At 65.2% G+C, this 20,895-nt stretch carries 16 protein-coding genes and 1 pseudogene; 9 read left to right on the top strand and 8 right to left on the bottom strand.

All coding sequences use genetic code 11. The features are described 5' to 3' along the window. Nucleotides 1–5: 5 nt before the first annotated feature. The 7 genes from ACM62G_RS06050 to ACM62G_RS06020 all read right to left on the bottom strand — a co-directional run bounded on the left by ACM62G_RS06050 (nt 6) and on the right by ACM62G_RS06020 (nt 8,339). Nucleotides 6–1,430 (bottom strand): gamma-aminobutyraldehyde dehydrogenase, encoded by a 1,425-nt coding sequence (locus ACM62G_RS06050; protein WP_419736855.1) that lies wholly within the window; start codon nt 1,428–1,430, stop codon nt 6–8. Between the two features lie 164 nt (nt 1,431–1,594). Continuing rightward, nucleotides 1,595–2,419, bottom strand: a complete 825-nt coding sequence (locus ACM62G_RS06045; protein ID WP_054059762.1) for an ABC transporter permease — start codon at nt 2,417–2,419, stop codon at nt 1,595–1,597. Beyond that, nucleotides 2,409–3,356, bottom strand: coding sequence for an ABC transporter permease (locus ACM62G_RS06040; protein ID WP_419736854.1), 948 nt, complete (start codon nt 3,354–3,356; stop codon nt 2,409–2,411). The genes ACM62G_RS06045 and ACM62G_RS06040 overlap by 11 nt, the downstream gene beginning before the upstream one ends. Before the next feature lies 1 nt (nt 3,357). Beyond that, nucleotides 3,358–4,383: an ABC transporter ATP-binding protein gene (locus tag ACM62G_RS06035; RefSeq protein WP_273819397.1), complete on the bottom strand. Its 1,026-nt coding sequence runs from the start codon at nt 4,381–4,383 to the stop codon at nt 3,358–3,360. A gap of 207 nt (nt 4,384–4,590) precedes the next feature. Next, nucleotides 4,591–5,742: a putative ABC transporter substrate-binding protein YdcS gene (ydcS, locus tag ACM62G_RS06030; RefSeq protein ID WP_419736853.1), complete on the bottom strand. Its 1,152-nt coding sequence runs from the start codon at nt 5,740–5,742 to the stop codon at nt 4,591–4,593. A gap of 85 nt (nt 5,743–5,827) precedes the next feature. Then, nucleotides 5,828–7,318 (bottom strand): gamma-aminobutyraldehyde dehydrogenase, encoded by a 1,491-nt coding sequence (locus ACM62G_RS06025; RefSeq protein ID WP_273819399.1) that lies wholly within the window; start codon nt 7,316–7,318, stop codon nt 5,828–5,830. Between the two features lie 106 nt (nt 7,319–7,424). After that, nucleotides 7,425–8,339, bottom strand: coding sequence for a LysR family transcriptional regulator (locus ACM62G_RS06020; RefSeq protein ID WP_054061860.1), 915 nt, complete (start codon nt 8,337–8,339; stop codon nt 7,425–7,427). A gap of 198 nt (nt 8,340–8,537) precedes the next feature. Here ACM62G_RS06020 and ACM62G_RS06015 point away from each other — a divergent pair, with 198 nt between their 5' ends. Continuing rightward, on the top strand, nt 8,538–9,269 hold the full coding sequence (locus ACM62G_RS06015; protein WP_054061090.1) for a tellurite resistance TerB family protein: 732 nt from the start codon (nt 8,538–8,540) through the stop codon (nt 9,267–9,269). Nucleotides 9,270–9,278: 9 nt separating this feature from the next. On the opposite strand, the gene ACM62G_RS06010 is transcribed toward ACM62G_RS06015, so the two are convergent. Next, the gene (locus tag ACM62G_RS06010) at nt 9,279–10,940 is read right to left on the bottom strand and encodes a diguanylate cyclase domain-containing protein (RefSeq protein WP_419736852.1); all 1,662 of its coding nucleotides are present in this window, start codon (nt 10,938–10,940) and stop codon (nt 9,279–9,281) included. Between the two features lie 232 nt (nt 10,941–11,172). Between ACM62G_RS06010 and ACM62G_RS06005 the strand changes: the two genes are divergently transcribed. The 8 genes and pseudogenes from ACM62G_RS06005 to prfB all read left to right on the top strand — a co-directional run bounded on the left by ACM62G_RS06005 (nt 11,173) and on the right by prfB (nt 20,870). After that, entirely contained in the window at nt 11,173–12,795 is a 1,623-nt protein-coding gene (locus tag ACM62G_RS06005) for a methyl-accepting chemotaxis protein (protein WP_419736851.1), read from the top strand. Further along, on the top strand, nt 12,795–13,310 hold the full coding sequence (locus ACM62G_RS06000; RefSeq protein WP_419736850.1) for a chemotaxis protein CheW: 516 nt from the start codon (nt 12,795–12,797) through the stop codon (nt 13,308–13,310). The genes ACM62G_RS06005 and ACM62G_RS06000 overlap by 1 nt, the downstream gene beginning before the upstream one ends. Further along, on the top strand, nt 13,310–14,599 hold the full coding sequence (locus ACM62G_RS05995) for a CheR family methyltransferase (protein ID WP_419736849.1): 1,290 nt from the start codon (nt 13,310–13,312) through the stop codon (nt 14,597–14,599). The genes ACM62G_RS06000 and ACM62G_RS05995 overlap by 1 nt, the downstream gene beginning before the upstream one ends. Continuing rightward, entirely contained in the window at nt 14,596–15,279 is a 684-nt protein-coding gene (locus ACM62G_RS05990; protein ID WP_419736848.1) for a chemotaxis protein CheW, read from the top strand. The genes ACM62G_RS05995 and ACM62G_RS05990 overlap by 4 nt, the downstream gene beginning before the upstream one ends. Beyond that, complete coding sequence (locus tag ACM62G_RS05985) at nt 15,276–17,579, top strand: hybrid sensor histidine kinase/response regulator (RefSeq protein WP_419736847.1); 2,304 nt, start codon at nt 15,276–15,278, stop codon at nt 17,577–17,579. The genes ACM62G_RS05990 and ACM62G_RS05985 overlap by 4 nt, the downstream gene beginning before the upstream one ends. After that, complete coding sequence (locus ACM62G_RS05980; protein WP_054058693.1) at nt 17,576–18,586, top strand: chemotaxis response regulator protein-glutamate methylesterase; 1,011 nt, start codon at nt 17,576–17,578, stop codon at nt 18,584–18,586. Before ACM62G_RS05985 ends, ACM62G_RS05980 begins: the two co-directional genes overlap by 4 nt. Nucleotides 18,587–18,641: 55 nt before the next feature. Next, nucleotides 18,642–19,651: pseudogene (locus tag ACM62G_RS05975) on the top strand (diguanylate cyclase). A gap of 123 nt (nt 19,652–19,774) precedes the next feature. Next, nucleotides 19,775–20,870 (top strand): peptide chain release factor 2 gene (gene prfB / locus ACM62G_RS05970; RefSeq protein WP_152972956.1). Its coding sequence is split into 2 segments (ribosomal slippage): nt 19,775–19,846 and nt 19,848–20,870, totalling 1,095 coding nucleotides; the frame shifts between segments, so codons are not numbered across the junction. Nucleotides 20,871–20,895 lie beyond the last annotated feature (25 nt).

The raw sequence follows: 20,895 nt of genomic DNA, 5'->3' as shown, positions 1-20,895 counted from the left end.
ATCCTTCAGTGCTTGAACATCACATGGCGTACGGTGGTGTAGTCCTCCAGGCCGTACATCGACATATCCTTGCCGTAGCCGGACAGTTTCTGCCCGCCATGGGGCATTTCGCTGACCAGCATGAAGTGGGTGTTGACCCAGGTGCAGCCGTACTGCAGGCGTGCCGACAGGCGATGGGCGCGGCCGACATCGGCGGTCCATACCGATGACGCCAGGCCGTAGTCCGAATCGTTGGCCCATTGCAGCACCTGCGCCTCGTCGGTGAAGCGGGTCACCGAGACCACCGGGCCGAACACCTCGCGGCGCACGATCTCGTCGTCCTGCTGGGCGTCCGCCAGCACGGTTGGTTCGAAGAAGAAGCCATTGCCTTCCACCGCCTTGCCACCGGTCACCAGGCGGATGTGCGGCTGGGCGATCGCGCGCTCGACGAAACCGGCGACGCGGTCGCGGTGCTGGGCGGTGATCAGCGGGCCGAGTTCGGTCGACGGATCGTCCTGCAGGCCGTACTGGATGGTGCTCACGGCCGCGCCGAGCTTTTCGACGAACTTCTCGTAGATGCCGGCCTGGGCATACACCCGGCAGGCGGCGGTGCAGTCCTGCCCGGCGTTGTAGAAGCCGAAGGTGCGGATGCCCTCGACGGCGGCATCGATATCGGCGTCATCGAAAATGATCACCGGTGCCTTGCCACCCAGTTCCATGTGCATGCGCTTGACGCTGTCGGCGGTGCTGGAAATGATGTTCGAACCGGTGGCGATCGAGCCGGTCAGCGACACCATGCGCACTTTCGGATGGGTCACCAGCGGGCTGCCGACGCTCGGGCCGCGGCCGAATACCAGGTTCAGCACGCCCGCCGGGAAAATCCCGGCGGCCAGTTCGGCCAGGCGCAGGGCGGTCAGCGGGGTCTGCTCCGACGGCTTGAGCACCACGGTGTTGCCGGCGGCCAGGGCCGGGGCGATTTTCCAGGCGACCATCATCAGCGGGTAGTTCCACGGCGCGATGGAGGCGATCACGCCCACCGGGTCGCGACGGATCATCGAGGTGTGACCCGGCAGGTATTCACCGGCGGCCGAACCGTTCAGGCAGCGGCTGGCGCCGGCGAAGAAGCGGAACACATCGGCAATCGCCGGGATCTCGTCGTTGAGCGCCGCGTTCAGTGGCTTGCCGCAGTTGTCCGACTCCAGCTTCGCCAGTTCCGCGCCGTGGGCCTCGATGGCGTCGGCAAGCTTGAGCAGCAGCAGCGAGCGGTCTTTCGGCGCGGTTTGCGACCAGCTGTCGAAGGCGGCATCGGCGGCGCGTACGGCGGCATCCACCTGGGCCTCGCTGGCCTCCTGGATCTCCACCAGCACACGGCCCAGGGCCGGGTTGAACACGGGTTGGGCCGGGCCTTCGCCGGTGACGAGTTTGCCGTTGATCAGCAGTTTGGTTTGCATATCGATGTCCTCATGACGCATTCACAGGTTCCGATAAACACCGTGTTGTTGACGCGGGTTCCCTGTAGGAGCGGGGCTTGCCCGCGAAGCTTTTAGCGATCTTGCGGACGCATTCGCGGGCAAGCCCTGCTCCTACAGGTTGGGTGTTCATCCTGGTAAAGGGGTTATTTGCCGCTGCCGGCCACGCTTTCACCGCCCCGGGTCAGGTAATAGGCCCCGAGGATCGGCAGCATGGTGACCAGCATCACCAGCATCGCCACCACGTTGGTGACCGGTACGTCCCGTGGCCGGCTGAGCTGGTTGAGCAGCCAGATCGGCAGGGTGCGTTCGTGCCCGGCGGTGAAGGTGGTGACGATGATCTCGTCGAACGACAGGGCGAAGGCCAGCATGCCGCCGGCCAACAGCGCCGAGCCTAGGTTGGGCAGGATGATGTAGCGGAAGGTCTGCCAGCCGTCGGCACCGAGATCCATCGACGCCTCGATCAGGCTGTGGGAGGTGCGCCGCAGCCGGGCGATGACGTTGTTGTAGACGATCACCACGCAGAAGGTCGCGTGACCGACGACGATGGTGAACATCCCCGGCTCGATCCCCAGCGACTTGAAGGTCGCCAGCAGGGCGATGCCGGTGATGATCCCCGGCAGGGCGATCGGCAGGATCAGCATCAGCGAGATACCCTGCTTGCCGAAGAACTCGCGGCGATACAGGGCGGCCGAGGCCAGGGTGCCGAGGACCATGGCGATCAGCGTGGCGATCGCCGCAACCTGCAGCGACAGCTTGATCGCCTCCAGCACGTCCGGCCGCGAGAAGGCCACGCTGAACCACTTCAGGGTCAAGCCCTGGGGCGGGAAACTGAACGCCGCGTCTTCGGTGTTGAAGGCGTACAGGAAGATGATCAGGATCGGGAAGTGCAGGAACACCAGCCCGCCCCAGGCCGCGAGGCGCAGGCCCAGGGAAGCCCGCTCCCCGTGCTTTTCTGACTTAGAGTGCATCGAAGGCCCCCAGGCGTTTGACGATGGACAGGTAGACGGCGATCAGCACGATCGGCACCAGGGTGAAGGCGGCCGCCATGGGCATGTTGCCGATGGCCCCCTGCTGGGCGTAGACCATGCTGCCGACGAAGTAGCCGGGCGGGCCCACCAGTTGCGGCACGATGAAGTCGCCCAGGGTCAGCGAGAAGGTGAAGATCGAGCCGGCGGCGATGCCGGGAATCGACAGCGGCAGGATCACCTGCATGAAGGTCTGGCGCGGCTTCGCCCCGAGGTCGGCGGAAGCCTGCAGCAGCGAGGGCGGCAGACGTTCCAGCGAGGCCTGGATCGGCAGGATCATGAACGGCAGCCAGATGTAGACGAACACCAGGAACCGGCCCAGGTGCGAGGTCGACAGGGTGCTGCCGCCCACCCCGGGAATGCCCAGCACGAACTGCAGCAGCGGCTCCAGGCCCAGGTGCTGGACGAACCACTGGGCGACGCCGCCCTTGGCCAGCAGCAGGGTCCAGGCGTAGGCCTTGACGATGTAGCTGGCCCACATCGGCATCATCACCGCGATGTAGAAGAACGCCTTGGTCTTGCCGCTGGTGTAGCGCGCCATGTAGTAGGCGATCGGGAAGGCGACGATGCCGGCGGCGATCGACACCACCACCGCCATGCACAGGGTGCGCACGATGATGTCGAAGTTCGCCGGATTGAACAGCGCGGCGAAGTTCGCCAGGGTCAGGTCCGGGGTCACCGCCATGGTGAAGTCGTCGAAGGTGTAGAAGCCCTGCCAGAGCAGGGTCAACAGCGAGCCGAGGTAGATCGCGCCGAACCAGATCAGCGGCGGCACCAGCAACAGGGCCAGGTAGACGTTGGGGCGGCGGTAGAGCAGGTTGGAAAACCTGCGCAGGGGGGACGGACCGGCCGTCGTCGGGTTCAGGGCCAGGCTGCTCATGTCACACCTCGCTCGCCAGCTGGATCATGGCTTCGCGCGCCCAGCGGGCGGTGATGCGCTGGCCGGTCTGGTGACGGGCACTGGTGTCCAGCCACTGGGTGTTGGGCTGGCTGATATTGAGGCTCTGGCCGTTGTCCAGTTTCAGTTCGAAGCGCGTGGCGCTGCCCTGGTACTGGATGTCGTGGAGCACGCCGCTGACCTCGACCTCGTTGCCCTGGGCCGGCCCTTCGGCGAAACGCACGTGCTCGGGACGGATCGAGAAGGGCAGGTCGCTGCCACCCAACTGCCGCGCCAGCTCGCCCCGGATCACGTTGGAGGTGCCGACGAACTCGGCGACGAAGGCGGTGGCCGGTTTCATGTAGAGGTTGCGCGGGGTGTCGACCTGCTCGATGCGGCCCTTGTTGAACACTGCCACGCGGTCGGACATCGACAGCGCCTCGGTCTGGTCGTGGGTGACGAAGATGAAGGTGATGCCCAGCTGGCGCTGCAGTTTCTTCAATTCGCTCTGCATCTGTTCGCGCAGCTTGAGGTCCAGTGCGCCGAGGGGCTCGTCGAGCAGCAGCACCCGTGGGCGATTGACCAGGGCCCGGGCCAGGGCCACGCGCTGGCGCTGGCCGCCGGACAGTTGCACCGGCTTGCGCTCGCCGTAGCCGCCCAGGGCAACCATGGCCAGGGCCTCTTCGGCGCGCGCCAGGCGTTCACTCTTGCCGATGCCCTTGACCTTGAGGCCGTAGGCGACGTTGTCGCGCACATTCATGTGGGGGAACAGCGCGTAGTCCTGGAACACGGTGTTCACGTCGCGCTGGTACGGTGGCAGCCCGGCGGCTTCCTCGCCGTGGATGCGGATCGAACCGGCGCTGGGTTGTTCGAAGCCGGCGATCAGGCGCAGGCAGGTGGTCTTGCCCGAGCCGGAAGGGCCGAGCATGGAGAAGAACTCGCCGTCCTGGATATCGATGGAAACCCGGTCAACGGCCTTCACTTCGCCAAATTGACGGGAAACGTGGGTGAACTGGACTGCAAGCGTCATGATGCGGTGCTCCAAGAAGGCACGGGACGCCGCAGCGGCCCGGCCTGGACTTCTGAAAAAGCTCAATCGAATACGAATGCGACAGGAGAGTCTGGCCCCGTCCCTTGTAGGAGCAGGGCTTGCCCGCGAATGGGCCCTCAAGAACGCTAAAAGCTTCGCGGGCAAGCCCGGCTCCTACAGGAGCGCGGGGCACTTGGGGCTGGTCGGTCAGCGGCCGCCCATGATCGCGATGTAGTCCTGGGTCCAGCGGCTGTACGGCACGAACTTGCCGCCCTCGGCCTGCGGGGTCTTCCAGAAGGCGATCTTGTCGAAGGTCTCGAAACCGTTGGTCTTGCAGCCTTCGGCGCCGAGCAGTTCGCTTTCCTTGCACGCCGCGGGCACGGCCGGCAGGGAGCCGAACCAGGCGGCCACGTCACCCTGGACCTTCGGTTGCAGCGACCAGTTCATCCACTTGTAGGCGCAGTTGGGGTGCTTGGCCTCGGCGTGCAGCATGGTGGTATCGGCCCAGCCGGTCACGCCCTCCTTCGGAATGGTCGAGGCCACTGGCTGCTTGTCGGCCTGCAGGCCGTTGACCATGTAGCCCCAGGAGCTGGAAGCGGCGACGCCCTCGTTCTTGAAGTCACTCATCTGCACGGTCGCGTCGTGCCAGTAGCGGTGAATCAGTGGCTGCTGGGCGCGCAGCAGGTCGAGCACGGCCTTGTACTGGGCTTCTGTCAGTTCGTAGGGGTTCTGGATGCCCAGCTCCGGCTTGGCCGACTTGAGGTACAGCGCCGCATCGGCGATGTAGATCGGGCCGTCATAGGCCTGCACGCGCCCCTTGTTCGGCTTGCCGTCCGGCAGGTTCTGCGCTTCGAAGACCACGCCCCAGCTGGTCGGGGCCTGCTTGAACACGTTGGTGTTGTACATCAGCACGTTCGGGCCCCACTGGTAGGGAGTGCCGTAGGTCTGCTTGTTGACCACGTACCACGGGGCATCCTTCAGGCGCGGGTCGAGGTTCTTCCAGTTCGGGATCAGTTCCGGGTTGATCGGCTGCACGCGCTTGCCGACGATCAGGCGCAGCGAGGCATCGCCCGAGGCGGTGACCAGGTCGTAGCCGCCCTTGGCCATCAGGCTGACCATTTCGTCGGAGGTGGCGGCGGTCTTCACACTGACCTTGCAGCCGGTTTCCTTCTCGAAACCGGTGACCCAGTCGTAGGCCTTGTCGCTTTCGCCCCGTTCGATGTAGCCCGGCCAGGCGACGATATCGAGTTGCCCTTCACCGGCGCCGACGGCTTTCAGGGGTTCGGCGGCCTGGAGGCTGGCGCTGGCCAGCATTGCGGTGGTCAGTGCACTGAGCAGTGCGGTCTTGTGCGCGAACATCGGTTTTCCCTCTTCTTTAATTATGGTCGGGGCAGTCGAACGAGTGATGCATGCCGCTGGCGGCTTGTTATTAAGGTAGTGCGTATTACAGAGGCTGGCCGTGACGCGCCATGATGTGGCGCACCACGCTGTAGTCCTGCAACGAATCGCTGGACAGGTCCTTGCCGTAGCCCGAGCGCTTGAGGCCGCCGTGGGGCATCTCGCTGACCAGCAGGAAGTGGCTGTTGATCCAGGTGCAGCCGTATTGCAGGCGCGAGGCGACCTGCAGCGCCTTGTCCAGGTTCTGAGTCCATACCGATGACGCCAGGGCGTATTCCGAATCGTTGGCCCAGTCCACCGCCTGGCTCAGTTCATCGAAGCGGGTCACCGTGACCACCGGGCCGAAGACTTCGCGCTGGACGATCTCGTCGCTCTGCCGGCAGCCGGCCAGCAGCGTCGGCTGATAGTAGAAGCCGGGGCCGGAATGCACCGCCGCACCGGTCACCCGTTCGATATGCGGCTGGCCGAGGGCGCGTTCGACGAAGCTGGCGACGCGGTCGCGCTGGCGGGTGCTGATCAGCGGGCCGATCTCGTTGTCGGTATCGCGTTTGCCGGCAAAGCGCAGGCTGGCCACCGCCGCGCCGAGTTCGGCCACCAGGCGGTCGTGAATCCCGGCCTGGGCGTAGATCCGGCAGGCGGCGGTGCAATCCTGGCCGGCGTTGTAGTAGCCGTAGCTGCGCACGCCCTCGACCACCGCCTGGAGGTCGGCATCATTGCAGACGATCACCGGCGCCTTGCCGCCGAGTTCCAGGTGGGTGCGTTTCACGCTTTTCGCCGCGGCCTGGAGGATTTTCTGCCCGGTGACGATATCGCCGGTCAGCGACACCATGCGCACCTTCGGGTGGCTGACCAGGTGGCTGCCGACGCCTTCGCCGCCGCCGCAGACGATGTTGATCACGCCGGCCGGCAGCAGCTCGGCCAGGGTCGGGGCCAGGGCCAGGATCGACAGCGGCGTGTGCTCGGACGGCTTGAACACCAGGGTGTTGCCGGCGGCCAGTGCCGGGGCGATCTTCCACGCGGCCATCATGATCGGGTAGTTCCACGGCGCGATGGAGGCGACCACGCCGATCGGGTCGCGGCGAACCATGCTGGTATAGCCCGGCAGGTATTCGCCGGACAGTTGCCCGGTCTGGCAGCGCACCGCGCCGGCGAAGAAACGGAACACGTCGACGGTCGCGCTGAGGTCGTCCTGGCGCGCCAGGTGCAGCGGCTTGCCGCAGTTCAGCGATTCGAGGCGGGCCAGCAGCTCGGCGTTTTTCTCCACCGCGTCGGCGATCGCCAGGAGGATGTTCGAGCGTTGCTGCGGGGTGGTCCGCGACCAGCCGGCGAACGCCCGGTGGGCGGCGAGGATCGCGCTTTCGACCTGTTCGCTGCTGGCTTCGGCGATCTGCGTGATGACCTCGCCCGTGGCCGGGTTGAGGATCGGTTCGACGAAACCTTGGCCTGCGACGAGCTCACCATCGATCAGCAATGAGGTGAACAGCGGGGTCGGGTGCGCGCCAGCCATTTTGCGAGTTCTCTTTTCTTTTGTGGCCATGGAGCTTCCCTTGCAGCTGGAGTCCGGCCTTTCTCTATATGGATGGAAAGAGACTAGTGGCCGAACGAGAGGTCGACAAATACTAAATATTGAAAGCAGCGTTCGATTATATCGATGGCTTGCGTCCACCATGGGGTTGTTCGCGAGCCACGGTGAGGAACGGGTCGACCAGCGTCGGCCTGGCCGTGCCACGGCGCCAGGCCAGGCCGACGTCGAGGGTGTGGCTCAGGTCGGCGATCGGCCGGGCCTCGATGATGTCGCCTTCCAGGGACCAGGGCCGGTAGGTCATGTCCGGCTGGATCGACAGGCCGAGCCCGGCCGCCACCAGGCTGCGCACTGCTTCCGTGGAGGCCGTGCGCAGACTGATCCGCGGCTGCAGGCCGGCGCCCCGCCACATGCGCTGGGCGTTGCGGTCCATTTCGTCGACGTTGAGCTGGATCAGCGGCTCGCGGGCCACGTCGGCGAGGTTGATGCTGTCGTGCTCCAGCAACGGATGCTGGGCCGGCAGCCACAGGCGATGCGGCGAGTGGGTCAGGACTTCGGTCTGCAGGGCGTGGCGGTCTTCGAGGTTGGAGAGGATCAGCACGCCGACATCGATCTCGCCACTGACCAGCAGATGCTCGATGTACGGCCGCTCGTCCTCGGTCACGCGGATCTCCACGTTGGGATAGGCGCGCTGGAAGCGGGTGAGCAGGTCGGCCAGGTAGTAGCCGGCCACCAGGCTGGTCACGCCGACCGTCAATTGCCCGCTGACCTGGTCGGTGCTCTGTTGCAGGCTGCGCTTGGCGTTGTCGACGGTAGCCAGGATCAGGTGCGCCTGGCGCAGGAACTGGTGGCCCTGGTGGGTCAGGGTCATGCCCTTGGCGTGGCGGTTGAACAGGCTGACGCCGATTTCCTGTTCCAGTTGCTGGATCGCCAGGGTCAGGGTCGACTGCGAAATGAACACGGCCTGGGCGGCGGCCGAGATCGAGCCGGTTTCGGCCACGGCGATGAAGTGGCGGATCTGACGCAGGGTCATCATGGGGGCGTTACCCTTGCCGGTTTTTCGGTGAGTTGTTTTTATGGAGATGGGCCAGTGTATATCTTTTTAATCGAATGCCTGATCACCGAGTCAGGATTTGCGCAAAAGGACGTGCAACATCTGGAAGCACACTGATCAACCGCTGTCTGAAAGCTCGTTTTACCCTGTGGGTCTATTCGTCGTTTGCGGAGCGTGTCGATGAACACTCGCGGATTGCTCGATCAGTTGCTCAAGTCCGGTCAGGAACTGTTGCAGAACCAGGGGCGAGGCAAGCCGGACGGCGCCTCGGACAAGGGCGCGCTGGGCAGCCTGCTCGGCAGTGGCAAAGGCGGTTCGGCGGGGCTGGGCAGCCTGCTTTCCGGGGCGGGTGGTGGCGCATTGGCGGCTGGGGCCATGGGCCTGCTGCTGGGCAGCAAGAAGGCGCGCAAGGTCGGTGGCACGGTCCTGACCTACGGCGGGCTGGCAGCGCTGGGCGTCCTGGCCTACAAGGCCTATGGCAACTGGCAGGCCCAGCAGGCCAATGCATCGCCGGCAGAGCCGCAGACCCTCGATCGCCTGCCGGCGGTGCAGGTCGAGCAGCACAGCCAGGCCATTCTCCAGGCGCTGGTGGCGGCTGCCAAGGCCGATGGGCATGTCGATGCCCGTGAGCGGGAACTGATCGAAGGTGAGTTCGTCAAGCTGGGCAGCGACCGGGAGTTGCAGCAATGGCTGCATGCCGAACTGAACAAGCCGCTGGACCCGGCGCAGGTCGCCCGGGCGGCGAGCACGCCGGAGATGGCCGCGGAAATGTACATCGCCAGTGTGCTGATGGTGGACGAAGAGAACTTCATGGAGAAGGCCTACTTGGACGAACTGGCGCGCCAGTTGCGGCTGGATCCGGGGCTACGCCAGGAACTGGAACGGCAGGTCCGCCAGGCCGTCCCGGCGTGATCGCAGGCGTCACTGGAGGCCGGGCAGCGGTTCCTCGGCCTGATGGAAGCAGGCCTGCCCTTTGCCCGCATGCTTGGCCCGGTAAAGGGCCTTGTCCGCCAGCCCCAGGACGTCGCTGAGGTCCGGGTCATCGAGCGGCCAGATTGCGCCGCCGATGCTGCAACCGATTTGCGCCGCCACCTGGTGCAGCATGATGGAGTGCGCGAGGCTGGCGAGCACCCGATTGGCGATCGCCCTGGCCTGGTTCAAGGCATCGTTGCGCGGCACCTGCAGCACCATCAGGAATTCATCGCCGCCGAGTCGGGCGACCATGTCGCCCTCGCGCAGGCAGGTGCGCAGCCGCCTGGCCACCTCCCTCAGCAGTTCATCGCCGCCGGCATGGCCGAACTGGTCGTTGATCGGCTTGAATCCATCCAGGTCCAGATACAGCAGTGCCAGGCAATTGTTCTGCGACTGGCTGCGCTGCTGCGCCCGTGGCAGGTATTTCTCCAGCGCCGCCCGGTTGGGCAGGCCGGTCAGTGCATCATGGTGCGCCAGGCTTTCCATGACTCCGAGGGCCGTCTGGTGATTGCTCAGGCTGTCCACCAGGTGACGGATCGACTGGCTCAACTGGGCGATTTCCCGCGTGCCCTTGAGCTCGGGAATCTCCATCGTCTCACCGATGCTCAGGCGATCGGCGGCATTGGCGATGGCTTTCAGCGGCCGGGTGAACCAGGTGGCCAGCAACCAGCCGATCAGGGCGACGATCGCCGCCAGGGCAACGCCCCAGACCAGGATATCGCGCTGCAGCTCCTTGGCCGGGGCGTACGCCTCGTCGAGGGTCTGGCGGGTGACCACGGTCCAGCCCAGGCCGGCATAGGCTTCATGGCCGATACTGGACGCCAGGCCGGTCAGGTATTCCTGGCCATCCGGCCAGCGCTGGACCGCCCAGCGCGGTGGCTTGTTCGAGCCGTCGAGCAGCGGCAGGCGCAACGGCTGGCCGATGTCATCGCGGGGGCCGAGCAGTATCCGCTGATCGGCGGCGACGACAAAGAACTCGATCTTGCGCCGTGCCTGTAATGGCCCCTTCAACGACTGGCGCAGGTTTTCGGCCCAGTTCCAGGAGAGGTGCGCGGCCAGTACCCCGACCTTTTCCCGGGCTTCGCCGCTGGCGCCGTTGAACACCGGCAGGCTGATGTCGACGAACTTCAGGGGTTCGCCGCTGGGGTTGGGCAAGAGTCTGGAGAGCAACACGGCCTCGTGGACATCCCCGATGAACACCCCCTCCAGGCCTCGGCGGAACACCGGGCGCTGGCTGATGCTGGTGCCTTGCAGGATGCCCCCGGTCGAGGCCCGCACCCGACCCGCGGTATCGGTCAGGCCGAGCCAGGCGATGTCGGGGAATTCGCCCTGCAACTGATCGAGCAACTGGCGGATCTCTCCCAGGTCGGAAGCCTGCTGCAGCACCTTCAGGTGGCTGATCACACTCAACAGATGCAAGCGGTTGGCCATGGCCCGGTCCAGGCGGTCGGACATCTGGTAGGCGGCTTCCGCCAGGTCCTGGCCGATCTCACCGCGCATCCGCACACTGGAATCGTGCCCGATGAGCGAACCCAGCAACCAGCTCAGCATGCTCACCAACAGGGCGATGGCAAGTGCAAGGCGGCTACGCAGGCTGGGCAGTACGGGCATCAAGCAGTTCTCATGATCGATACGGCCAATTGACGGAACGCATGAACGGCAACACTGCGCTTTCAACCACACAGGGGGATTTGTAGGGATGTCGGCAAGTAGCCGGTAAGGATTAGAAATCTCCTGTAAGTTATATTCCCTACATTTGTAGTCCCAGTTATAGCCTGTGCATAAATGATGGCACACGCTCGGCTATACTGCCCTCCATTTGAATGCTTTCCGAGGACTGATTGTGAAGAACTGGACTCTGCGCCAACGAATACTCGCGAGTTTTGCCGTCATCATCGCGATCATGTTGTTGATGGTCGTTGCCGCTTATTCCCGGTTGCTGTCGATCGAGTCCAGTGAGGAGAGTGTGCGCAGCGATGCCATTCCCGGCGTCTACTACAGCACCATGATTCGCAGCTCCTGGGTCGAGAGCTACGTGCTCACCCAGCAGTTGCTCGGCTTCAACGGCGACGGGGTGATCAGCGCCGCCGACCAGGAACAGTACAAGGCCTTCACCAGTCGCCTGCTCGAGCAGATCGAGAATTACCAGAAGACCATCTTCGACGGCGACGACCGGGCGCGTTTCGAACTCTTCAAGCGCGAGCACGAGAACTACACCAAGGCCCTGGCCAATGTGCTCGACCTCTACCAGCGCAAGCAGAACGATGAGGCGATCCGCCAGTTCAAGCTGCAACTGACCCCGGCCTGGATGAACGGGCGCAAGGAACTCAACGACATCATCCTGCAGAACAAGGACGTTGCCGACCGGGCCACCGATGCCATCAGTTCCGCGGTGTCATCCGCGAAGATCAGCATGGTCATTTCCCTGTTGCTCGCGGTGTTCGCCGCAGGCCTGTGCGGCTGGTTGCTGATGCGCGCGATCACCTCGCCGATGCAGCGTATCGTCGAAATTCTCGAGATCATGCGTACCGGCGACATGAGCAAGCGCCTGAACCTGGAGCGCAAGGACGAGTTCGGCTCGGTGGAGACCGGTTTCAACGACATGATGACCGAGCTGACGGCCCTGGTGTCCCAGGCACAGCGCTCGGCGGTGCAGGTGACCACTTCGGTCACCGAGATTGCCGCCACTTCCAAGCAGCAGCAGGCCACCGCCACCGAGACGGCCGCCACCACCACTGAAATCGGTGCGACCTCGCGGGAAATTGCGGCGACCTCCCGTGATCTGGTGCGCACCATGACCGAAGTGTCGTCCGCCGCCGACCAGGCCTCGGTGCTCGCCGGTTCCGGCCAGCAGGGCCTGGCCCGGATGGAGGACACCATGCATTCGGTGATGGGGGCCGCCGAACTTGTGAACTCCAAGCTGGCGATCCTCAACGAAAAGGCCGGCAACATCAACCAGGTGGTGGTGACCATCGTCAAGGTCGCCGACCAGACCAACCTGCTCTCGCTCAACGCCGCCATCGAGGCGGAGAAGGCCGGGGAGTACGGCCGCGGTTTCGCCGTGGTCGCCACCGAGGTGCGTCGCCTGGCCGACCAGACCGCCGTGGCCACCTACGACATCGAACAGATGGTGCGCGAGATCCAGTCGGCGGTGTCCGCCGGGGTCATGGGCATGGACAAGTTCTCCGAGGAGGTGCGTCGCGGCATGTTCGAAGTGCAGCAGGTCGGCGAGCAGCTCTCGCAGATCATTCACCAGGTACAGGCCCTGGCGCCGCGGGTGCTGATGGTCAACGAGGGCATGCAGGCGCAGGCCACCGGCGCCGAGCAGATCAACCTTGCGCTGGTGCAGTTGGGTGATGCCAGCAGCCAGACCGTCGAGTCCCTGCGCCAGGCCAGTTTTGCCATCGACGAGCTGAGCCAGGTCGCGGTCGGCCTGCGCAGCGGCGTCTCGCGTTTCAAAGTCTGATGAGCGAACTGCTGGCCAAGCGCGTCGCCAGCGCGCAGTCCCGGGACACCCTGTTCCTGGTCTTTCGCATCGGCAGCGAGCGCTATGCCCTGCAAGCTGTGGAGATCGCAGAGGTGCTGCCGCGCCTGCAGCTCAAGGCTATCGCCCATGCGCCGGACTGGGTCGCGGGCGTATTCGCCCATCGTGGCTCGATGGTCCCGGTGATCGATGTCAGTGCCATGACCTTCGGCCAGCCCGCCGTGGCCCGCACCAGCACGCGCCTGGTGCTGGTGCATTACCGGCCTGAGCCGGATGCCGCCAGTGCTCTGCTCGGGCTGATTCTCGAACAGGCCACTGATACCCTGCGTTGCAACCCGAACGACTTCCAGCCCTACGGCCTGGACAACCGCCAGGCGCCTTACCTGGGACCGGTACGGGAGGACGGGCAGGGGCTGGTGCAACGTATCCGCGTCAACGAACTGCTCAGGCCAGAGGTGCATGCCCTGCTGTTTCCCGAATCCGCCGAGGGCCTGTGATGAGCACCGACCAGCGATTCTTCGATTTTCTCAAGGAGCGGATCGGCCTGGACGTTGCTTCGGTCGGACCGCTGATCATTCAGCGTGCCGTACGCCAGCGCTGCACCCAGTTGCAGATGGACACGCCCGAGCAGTACTGGGCCCGGCTGCAAGGCTGCGCCGACGAACAGCAGGCGCTGATCGAGGCGGTGATCGTCCCGGAAACCTGGTTTTTCCGCTATCCCGAATCCTTCGCGACGCTGGCCCGCCTGGCCACCGAGCGCCAGGAGCAACTGCGTGGCATGCGCGCGCTGAAGATCCTCAGCCTGCCGTGTTCCACCGGCGAGGAGCCCTATTCGATCGCCATGGCACTGCTCGATGCCGGGCTGGCACCCCACCAGTTCAAGGTCGACGGGATCGACGTCAGCCCGGCGTCGATCGAGCGCGCCAGGCGCGCCATTTATGGCAGAAACTCGTTTCGCGGCGAGGACATCGGCTTTCGCGAGCGGCATTTCACCGCGCTCGAGGAGGGCTACCAGGTTAGTGAGCGGGTTCGCGAGCAGGTCCGGCTGCGCGCGGGCAACCTGCTGGAACCCGGGCTGCTGGCCGGCGAGGTCTATGACTTCGTGTTCTGCCGCAACCTGCTGATCTATTTCGACCTGCCGACCCAGCAGCAGGTCTTCGAGATTCTCAAGCGCCTGACCCATGTCGACGGCGTGCTGTTCATCGGCCCGGCCGAGGGCAACCTGCTGGGGCGGCTGGGTATGCGCTCCATCGGCGTACCGCAGTCGTTCGCGTTTCGTCGCCATTTGCCGACCGAAGCGGAACCGGTGTTGGCTTTTGTGGCACCGGTCATGCCGCCACCGCTGCCCGTCCGTACCCCACCCAAAAACGTTGTGCCCCCGCGGCTGCCCCCGCGTCCGGCGCTGGCTGGCGTACCGCCGCCGGCCCCGCCCGCGAGGCCGCCTGCGCCGGCGGGCGACGCCGCGAGCCTGCTGGCGCGAATTGCCGAGCTGGCCAACGAGGGGCGCAGCGATGAGGCCCGCCAGGCCTGCGACAGCTTTCTGCGGCAACACGAGCCGGTGCCCCAGGTGTTCTACTGGCAGGGCTTGCTGAGCGAGGTGGCGGGTAATGCGCAACAGGCCCAGGGCTTCTACCGCAAGGCGCTGTACCTCGACCCGCAACACCCTGAGACCCTGGCGCAACTGGCCGCGCTGCTGGCCGCCCAGGGCGACGCGGCCGGAGCCCGACGATTGCAGGACCGCGCCGCCCGTAGCGGGCGGGCCGCTGACAGTGAGCGTAAACGATGAGCGGTTTGACAGCCTTGAACCTTACCCATGAAGACGCCGAGGCCATCGACGATTGCTGGAACCGTATCGGTATTCACGGCGACAAGTCCTGCCCGCTGTTGGCGGACCATATCCATTGTCGCAACTGCGCGGTGTATTCCGCCGCCGCCACCCGTCTGCTGGACCGCTATGCCCTGAGGCAGGAAAGCCGCGAGCAGGTTGCGGTGCAGGAGGGCGAGGCGGTTGCCACCCGCTCCCTGCTGATGTTCCGTCTCGGCGAGGAGTGGCTGGGCCTGGCCACCCGCTGCCTGGTGGAGATCGCGCCGTTGTGTTCGATTCATTCGCTGCCGCACCAGCGCTCGCGGGCGCTGCTGGGCGTCGCCAATGTGCGGGGGGCGCTGGTGGCCTGCCTGTCGTTGGTGGAACTGCTGGGGCTGGACGCGACGGTCGCGGCCGCACCTGCTGGCCGGGTCATGCCGCGCATGCTGATCATTGCCGCCCAGGGCGGCCCGGTGGTGGTACCGGTGGATGAAGTGGACGGGATCCACGCCATCGACCAGCGCCTGCTCGATGGCGCCTGCGCTGCCGGCCCCCAGGCCAGCTCCAAATATACCCGGGGCGTATTGCCGTTCAGGGGCCGCAGTCTGCGCTGGCTGGATGAAGAGCAATTGCTGTCGGCCGTGGCCCGGAGCCTGACATGACCCCAGATCAAATGCGCGACTCGTCGTTGCTCGAGCTGTTCAGCCTGGAGGCCGAGGCCCAAACCCAGGTGCTCAGCGCCGGCCTGCTGGCGCTGGAGCGCAACCCGACCCAGGCCGATCAGCTCGAAGCCTGCATGCGTGCCGCCCACTCTCTCAAGGGCGCGGCGCGGATTGTCGGCGTCGATGCCGGAGTGAGCGTGGCCCATGTGATGGAGGACTGCCTTGTCAGCGCCCAGGAGGGGCGGCTGTATCTGCTGCCCGAACACATCGATGCCTTGCTGCAGGGCACCGACATGCTCATGCGTATCGCCACGCCGGGCAGCGCCAACGTCGGGCCGGTCGACGTCGAGGCCTACCTGCTGCTGATGAAGACGCTGCTCGATCCTTCGGCCCCGGGCGCCCGGGTCGCGCCTGCCGTGGCGCCGACAGTGCCTACAGCGCCGGCGGTCGCCGAGCCGGTGGTGGTTGCCGAGCCCGAGCCGTTGCCTGCTCCCGCCCCGGTCGAGGCGGAACCCGTCGTGCCGCCGAACAGGCGCGCCGTCACCGAGGGTGGCGAGCGGGTGTTGCGGGTCACGGCCGAGCGGCTGAACAGCCTGCTCGACCTGTCGAGCAAATCCCTGGTCGAAACCCAGCGGCTCAAGCCCTACCTGGCCAGCCTGCAGCGCCTGCGGCGCATGCAGGGCAACAGCCAGCGGGCGCTGGACAGTCTCGGCGATCAGTTGAAAGGCGTCGGTCTGGGCCTGGAGGCCGAGCAAGCGCTGGCGGACGCCCGGCGCCAGTTGGCCGAGGCGCAGCAGATGCTGATCACCCAGATTGCCGAACTCGACGAATTCGGCTGGCAGGCCGGCCAGCGGGCCCAGGTGCTCTATGACACGGCCCTGGCCTGCCGCATGCGGCCCTTTGCCGATGTCCTGGGCGGGCAGGCGCGGATGGTCCGCGATCTCGGCCGCAGCCTGGGCAAGCAGGTGCGACTGGAGATCGAAGGGGAGAAGACCCAGGTCGATCGCGATGTCCTGGAAAAACTCGAGGCACCGCTGACCCACCTGCTGCGCAATGCCGTCGACCACGGTATCGAGAGCCCGGAGCGGCGTGTGCTGGCCGGCAAGCCCGCCGAGGGCCTGATTCGCCTGCGTGCCTCGCACCAGGCCGGCCTGCTGGTGCTGCAACTGCAGGACGACGGCGGTGGCGTCGACCTCGAACGGCTGCGCCGCAGTATCGTCGAGCGCAAGTTGTCGCCTGCCGAAACCGCCGCGCAGCTGAGCGAGGAGGAATTGCTGACCTTTCTGTTCCTGCCCGGTTTCAGCCTGCGCGACAAGGTCACCGAGGTCTCCGGGCGTGGTGTCGGGCTGGACGCCGTGCAGCACATGGTTCGGCAACTGCACGGTGCGGTGGTGCTGGAGCAGACGACCGGGCAGGGCAGCCGCTTCCATCTGGAAGTGCCACTGACCCTGTCGGTGGTGCGCAGCCTGGTGGTCGAGGTGGGCGGTGAGGCCTATGCCTTCCCGCTGGCGCATATCGAGCGGATGCTCGACCTGCCGACCGAAGAGATCGTGCAACTGGAGGGGCGCCAGCATTTCTGGCACGAAGGCCGCCATGCCGGCCTGGTCGCCGCCAGCCAGTTGCTGCAGCGGCCGGCCAGCGAGCATGTCGGCGATACCCTCAAGGTCGTGGTGATCCGCGAGCGTGATACGGTCTACGGGCTGGCGGTCGAACGTTTCATCGGCGAGCGCACCCTGGTGGTGCTGCCGCTCGATCCGCGCCTGGGCAAGGTCCAGGACATTTCCGCCGGGGCCTTGCTCGATGATGGCTCGGTGGCGCTGATCGTCGATGTCGAGGACATGCTGCGTTCGGTGGACAAGCTGCTCAACACCGGTCGGCTGGAACGTATCGACCGGCGCAATCGCCAGTCCAGCGAAGTGGCGCGCAAGCGCATCCTGGTGGTCGACGACTCCCTGACCGTGCGCGAACTGCAACGCAAGCTGTTGATCAACCGCGGTTACGAGGTGGCGGTGGCGGTGGATGGCATGGACGGCTGGAACGTCCTGCGCGCGGAGGATTTCGACCTGCTGATCACCGACATCGACATGCCGCGCATGGACGGCATCGAACTGGTCACGCTGTTGCGTCGCGACAGTCGCCTGCAGTCGTTGCCGGTGATGGTGGTGTCCTACAAGGACCGCGAAGAGGACCGTCGACGTGGACTGGACGCCGGAGCCGACTATTATCTGGCCAAGGCCAGTTTCCATGACGATGCCTTGCTCGATGCGGTGGTGGAACTGATAGGAGGCGCCCAGGGATGAGGATCGCGATCGTCAACGACATGCCCATGGCCGTCGAGGCCTTGCGCCGTGCCCTGGCGTTCGAGCCGGCACACCAGGTGATCTGGGTGGCGAACAATGGCGCCGATGCGGTGAGGCTGTGCGCCGAGGACACCCCGGACCTGATCCTGATGGACCTGATCATGCCGGTGATGGATGGCGTGGAGGCCACGCGCCGGATCATGGCCGAGTCGCCCTGCGCGATCGTCATCGTCACCGTCGACCGCCAGCAGAATGTGCACCGGGTGTTCGAAGCCATGGGCCATGGGGCGCTCGATGTGGTCGATACGCCGGCCATTGGCGGCGCCAACCCGCGGGATGCCGCGGCGCCGCTGCTGCGCAAGATCCTCAATATCAGTTGGCTGATCGGCCAGCGCGGCAGTCGGGTGCGCAGCGTCCCGACTCCCGGTGAGAATGGTGGGGACCGGCAGAAACTGGTGGCCATCGGCTCCTCGGCTGGCGGCCCGGCTGCCCTGGAAAACCTGCTCAAGGGCCTGCCGAGCGATTTCCCCGCGGCGATCGTGCTGGTACAGCATGTCGACCAGGTATTCGCCGCCGGCATGGCCGAATGGCTGGGCAGTGCCTGCGGGTTGCCGGTCAGGCTGGCCCGCGATGGCGAGCCGCCGCAGAACGGTACGGTGCTGCTGGCCGGCACCAACCATCATATCCGCTTGTTGCAGAACGGTACGCTGGCCTATACCGCCGAACCGGTAAACGAGATTTATCGCCCGTCCATCGATGTGTTCTTTGAAAGCGTTGCCAATTACTGGAAGGGTGACGCGGTGGGCGTGCTGCTCACCGGCATGGGCCGCGATGGTGCCCAGGGCTTGAAGTTGATGCGTGAGCGAGGCTATCTGACGATCGCCCAGGATCAGGAAAGCAGCGCGGTGTACGGCATGCCCAAGGCGGCAGCCGCTATCGACGCCGCGGTGGAAATTCGCTCGCTGAACAGGATCGCGCCACGTTTGCTGGAGATATTTCCAACATGAGCCCTACAGGCAATCAGCACTCATGGCTTGCATGCAGTAAATCAGGTGAACGCGCATGAATGATTTAGAGCTGGAGGAATTCAAACCCACCGATGAAAACGCCGCGATGGTGCTGCTGGTCGACGACCAGGCCATGATCGGCGAGGCGGTGCGTCGGGGGCTGGCCACAGAGGCGAACATCGATTTTCACTTCTGTGCCGATCCCCACCAGGCCATCGCCCATGCGATCCGGATCAAGCCCACGGTGATCCTGCAGGATCTGGTGATGCCGGGACTCGACGGCCTGAGCCTGGTGCGCGAGTACCGCAATCACCCGGCCACCAAGGACATTCCGATCATCGTGCTGTCGACCAAGGAGGACCCGCTGATCAAGAGCGCGGCGTTTTCCGCCGGGGCCAACGATTATCTGGTCAAGCTGCCGGATACCATCGAACTGGTGGCGCGGATCCGCTACCATTCGCGCTCCTACATGATGCTGCTGCAGCGTGACGCCGCCTATCGCGCCTTGCGCCTGAGCCAGCAGCAGTTGCTCGACACCAACCTGGTGCTGCAGCGGCTGATGAACTCGGACGGCCTGACCGGGCTGTCCAACCGCCGACATTTCGACGAGTACCTGGAGCTGGAGTGGCGCCGGGCCCAGCGCGAGCAGACGCAACTGTCGTTGCTGATGATCGACGTCGACTACTTCAAGGCCTATAACGACAGCTTTGGCCACCTGGAGGGCGACGAGGCGCTGCGCCGGGTCGCCGGAGCCATTCGCGAAGCCAGCAGCCGCCCTTCGGACCTGCCGGCCCGCTATGGTGGCGAGGAATTCTCCCTGGTGCTGCCCAACACCTCCCTAGGGGGGCGCGCCTGGTGGCGGAGAAGCTGCGCCAGAACGTGGCGGCGCTGAAAATTGCCCACAACACGCCCAGCGAGGGCTCGGTGCTGACCATCAGCATCGGCCTGGCGACCCTGGTCCCGCAGCAGGGTGACAACTGCCGGGAACTGATCCTGACGGCCGACAAGGGGCTCTACCTGGCCAAGCACAATGGGCGTAACCAGGTGGGCATCGGCCAGCCGTGACAGGGAGGTGGCCGGAAAATTGCCACGCTGGCGGCCGCTGCCCCGCCAAGCGGGCTGCCGGGATGGTTACAATTGCGTTATACTCGCCGGCTTTCAAAAGTTCACCGACGAGTGCTGCCCGCCATGGAAATCAACCCGATCCTTAACAGTATCAAGGACCTGTCCGAGCGCTCCGAAACTATTCGGGGGTATCTTTGACTACGATCAAAAGCATGAGCGCCTGATCGAAGTCAACCGCGAGCTCGAAGACCCGAGTGTCTGGAGCAACCCCGAATACGCCCAGAACCTGGGCCGCGAGCGTGCCACCCTGGCCCAGATCGTCGAGACCCTGGATGAAATGTCCAGCGGCCTGAGCGATGCCAGCGACCTGCTGGAAATGGCCGCAGCCGAAGAAGACCAGGGCGCTGTCGACGATGTCGCCGCCGAGGTCGAGCGCCTGCGCGAAATCCTCGAGAAGCTGGAATTCCGCCGGATGTTCAGCGGCGAAATGGACCAGAACCACGCCTACCTGGACATCCAGGCCGGTTCCGGCGGCACCGAAGCCCAGGACTGGGCCAACATCCTGCTGCGCATGTACCTGCGCTGGGCCGACAAGCGCGGTTTCGACGCCACCATCATGGAACTGTCCGCCGGCGAAGTCGCCGGGATCAAGGGCGCGACCGTGCATATCAAGGGCGAGTACGCCTTTGGCTGGCTGCGCACCGAAATCGGCGTGCACCGCCTGGTGCGCAAGAGCCCGTTCGACTCCGGCAACCGTCGCCACACCTCGTTCAGCGCGGTGTTCGTCTCGCCGGAAATCGATGACAACATCGAAATCGACATCAACCCGGCGGACCTGCGGATCGATACCTATCGTTCCTCCGGTGCCGGTGGTCAGCACGTCAACACCACCGACTCGGCGGTCCGTATCACCCACGTGCCGACCAACACCGTGGTCAGCTGCCAGAACGAGCGTTCCCAGCACGCGAACAAGGACACCGCGATGAAGATGTTGCGGGCGCGCCTGTACGAGCAGGAAATGCAGAAGCGCAACGCCGCTTCCCAGGCCCTGGAAGACTCCAAGTCGGACATCGGCTGGGGGCACCAGATCCGCTCCTATGTGCTCGATGCCTCGCGGATCAAGGACCTGCGCACCAACATCGAACGCAGCGACTGCGACAAGGTGCTGGACGGCGACATCGATGAATACCTGGTGGCCAGCCTCAAGCAAGGGCTGTAGGACACTACTGTGGTAGCCGGCTTGC

It is taken from the genome of Pseudomonas sp. COR18 (genome assembly GCF_048568395.1).
In the GTDB taxonomy this organism is placed as follows: Bacteria; Pseudomonadota; Gammaproteobacteria; order Pseudomonadales; family Pseudomonadaceae; genus Aquipseudomonas; species Aquipseudomonas fuscovaginae_B.
This window is presented reverse-complemented; position numbering and strand designations above follow the sequence as displayed.

Coding starts and splice junctions, on each gene's coding strand:
- ACM62G_RS06010 (WP_419736852.1), bottom strand. CDS start 10,940: ATGCCCGTACTGCCCAGCCTGCGTAGCCGCCTTGCACTTGCCATCGCC.
- ACM62G_RS06045 (WP_054059762.1), bottom strand. CDS start 2,419: ATGCACTCTAAGTCAGAAAAGCACGGGGAGCGGGCTTCCCTGGGCCTG.
- ACM62G_RS06020 (WP_054061860.1), bottom strand. CDS start 8,339: ATGATGACCCTGCGTCAGATCCGCCACTTCATCGCCGTGGCCGAAACC.
- ACM62G_RS05980 (WP_054058693.1), top strand. CDS start 17,576: ATGAGGATCGCGATCGTCAACGACATGCCCATGGCCGTCGAGGCCTTG.
- ydcS (WP_419736853.1), bottom strand. CDS start 5,742: ATGTTCGCGCACAAGACCGCACTGCTCAGTGCACTGACCACCGCAATG.
- ACM62G_RS06050 (WP_419736855.1), bottom strand. CDS start 1,430: ATGCAAACCAAACTGCTGATCAACGGCAAACTCGTCACCGGCGAAGGC.
- ACM62G_RS06025 (WP_273819399.1), bottom strand. CDS start 7,318: ATGGCCACAAAAGAAAAGAGAACTCGCAAAATGGCTGGCGCGCACCCG.
- ACM62G_RS06040 (WP_419736854.1), bottom strand. CDS start 3,356: ATGAGCAGCCTGGCCCTGAACCCGACGACGGCCGGTCCGTCCCCCCTG.
- ACM62G_RS05995 (WP_419736849.1), top strand. CDS start 13,310: ATGAGCACCGACCAGCGATTCTTCGATTTTCTCAAGGAGCGGATCGGC.
- ACM62G_RS05985 (WP_419736847.1), top strand. CDS start 15,276: ATGACCCCAGATCAAATGCGCGACTCGTCGTTGCTCGAGCTGTTCAGC.
- ACM62G_RS06035 (WP_273819397.1), bottom strand. CDS start 4,383: ATGACGCTTGCAGTCCAGTTCACCCACGTTTCCCGTCAATTTGGCGAA.
- ACM62G_RS06015 (WP_054061090.1), top strand. CDS start 8,538: ATGAACACTCGCGGATTGCTCGATCAGTTGCTCAAGTCCGGTCAGGAA.
- ACM62G_RS06000 (WP_419736850.1), top strand. CDS start 12,795: ATGAGCGAACTGCTGGCCAAGCGCGTCGCCAGCGCGCAGTCCCGGGAC.
- ACM62G_RS05990 (WP_419736848.1), top strand. CDS start 14,596: ATGAGCGGTTTGACAGCCTTGAACCTTACCCATGAAGACGCCGAGGCC.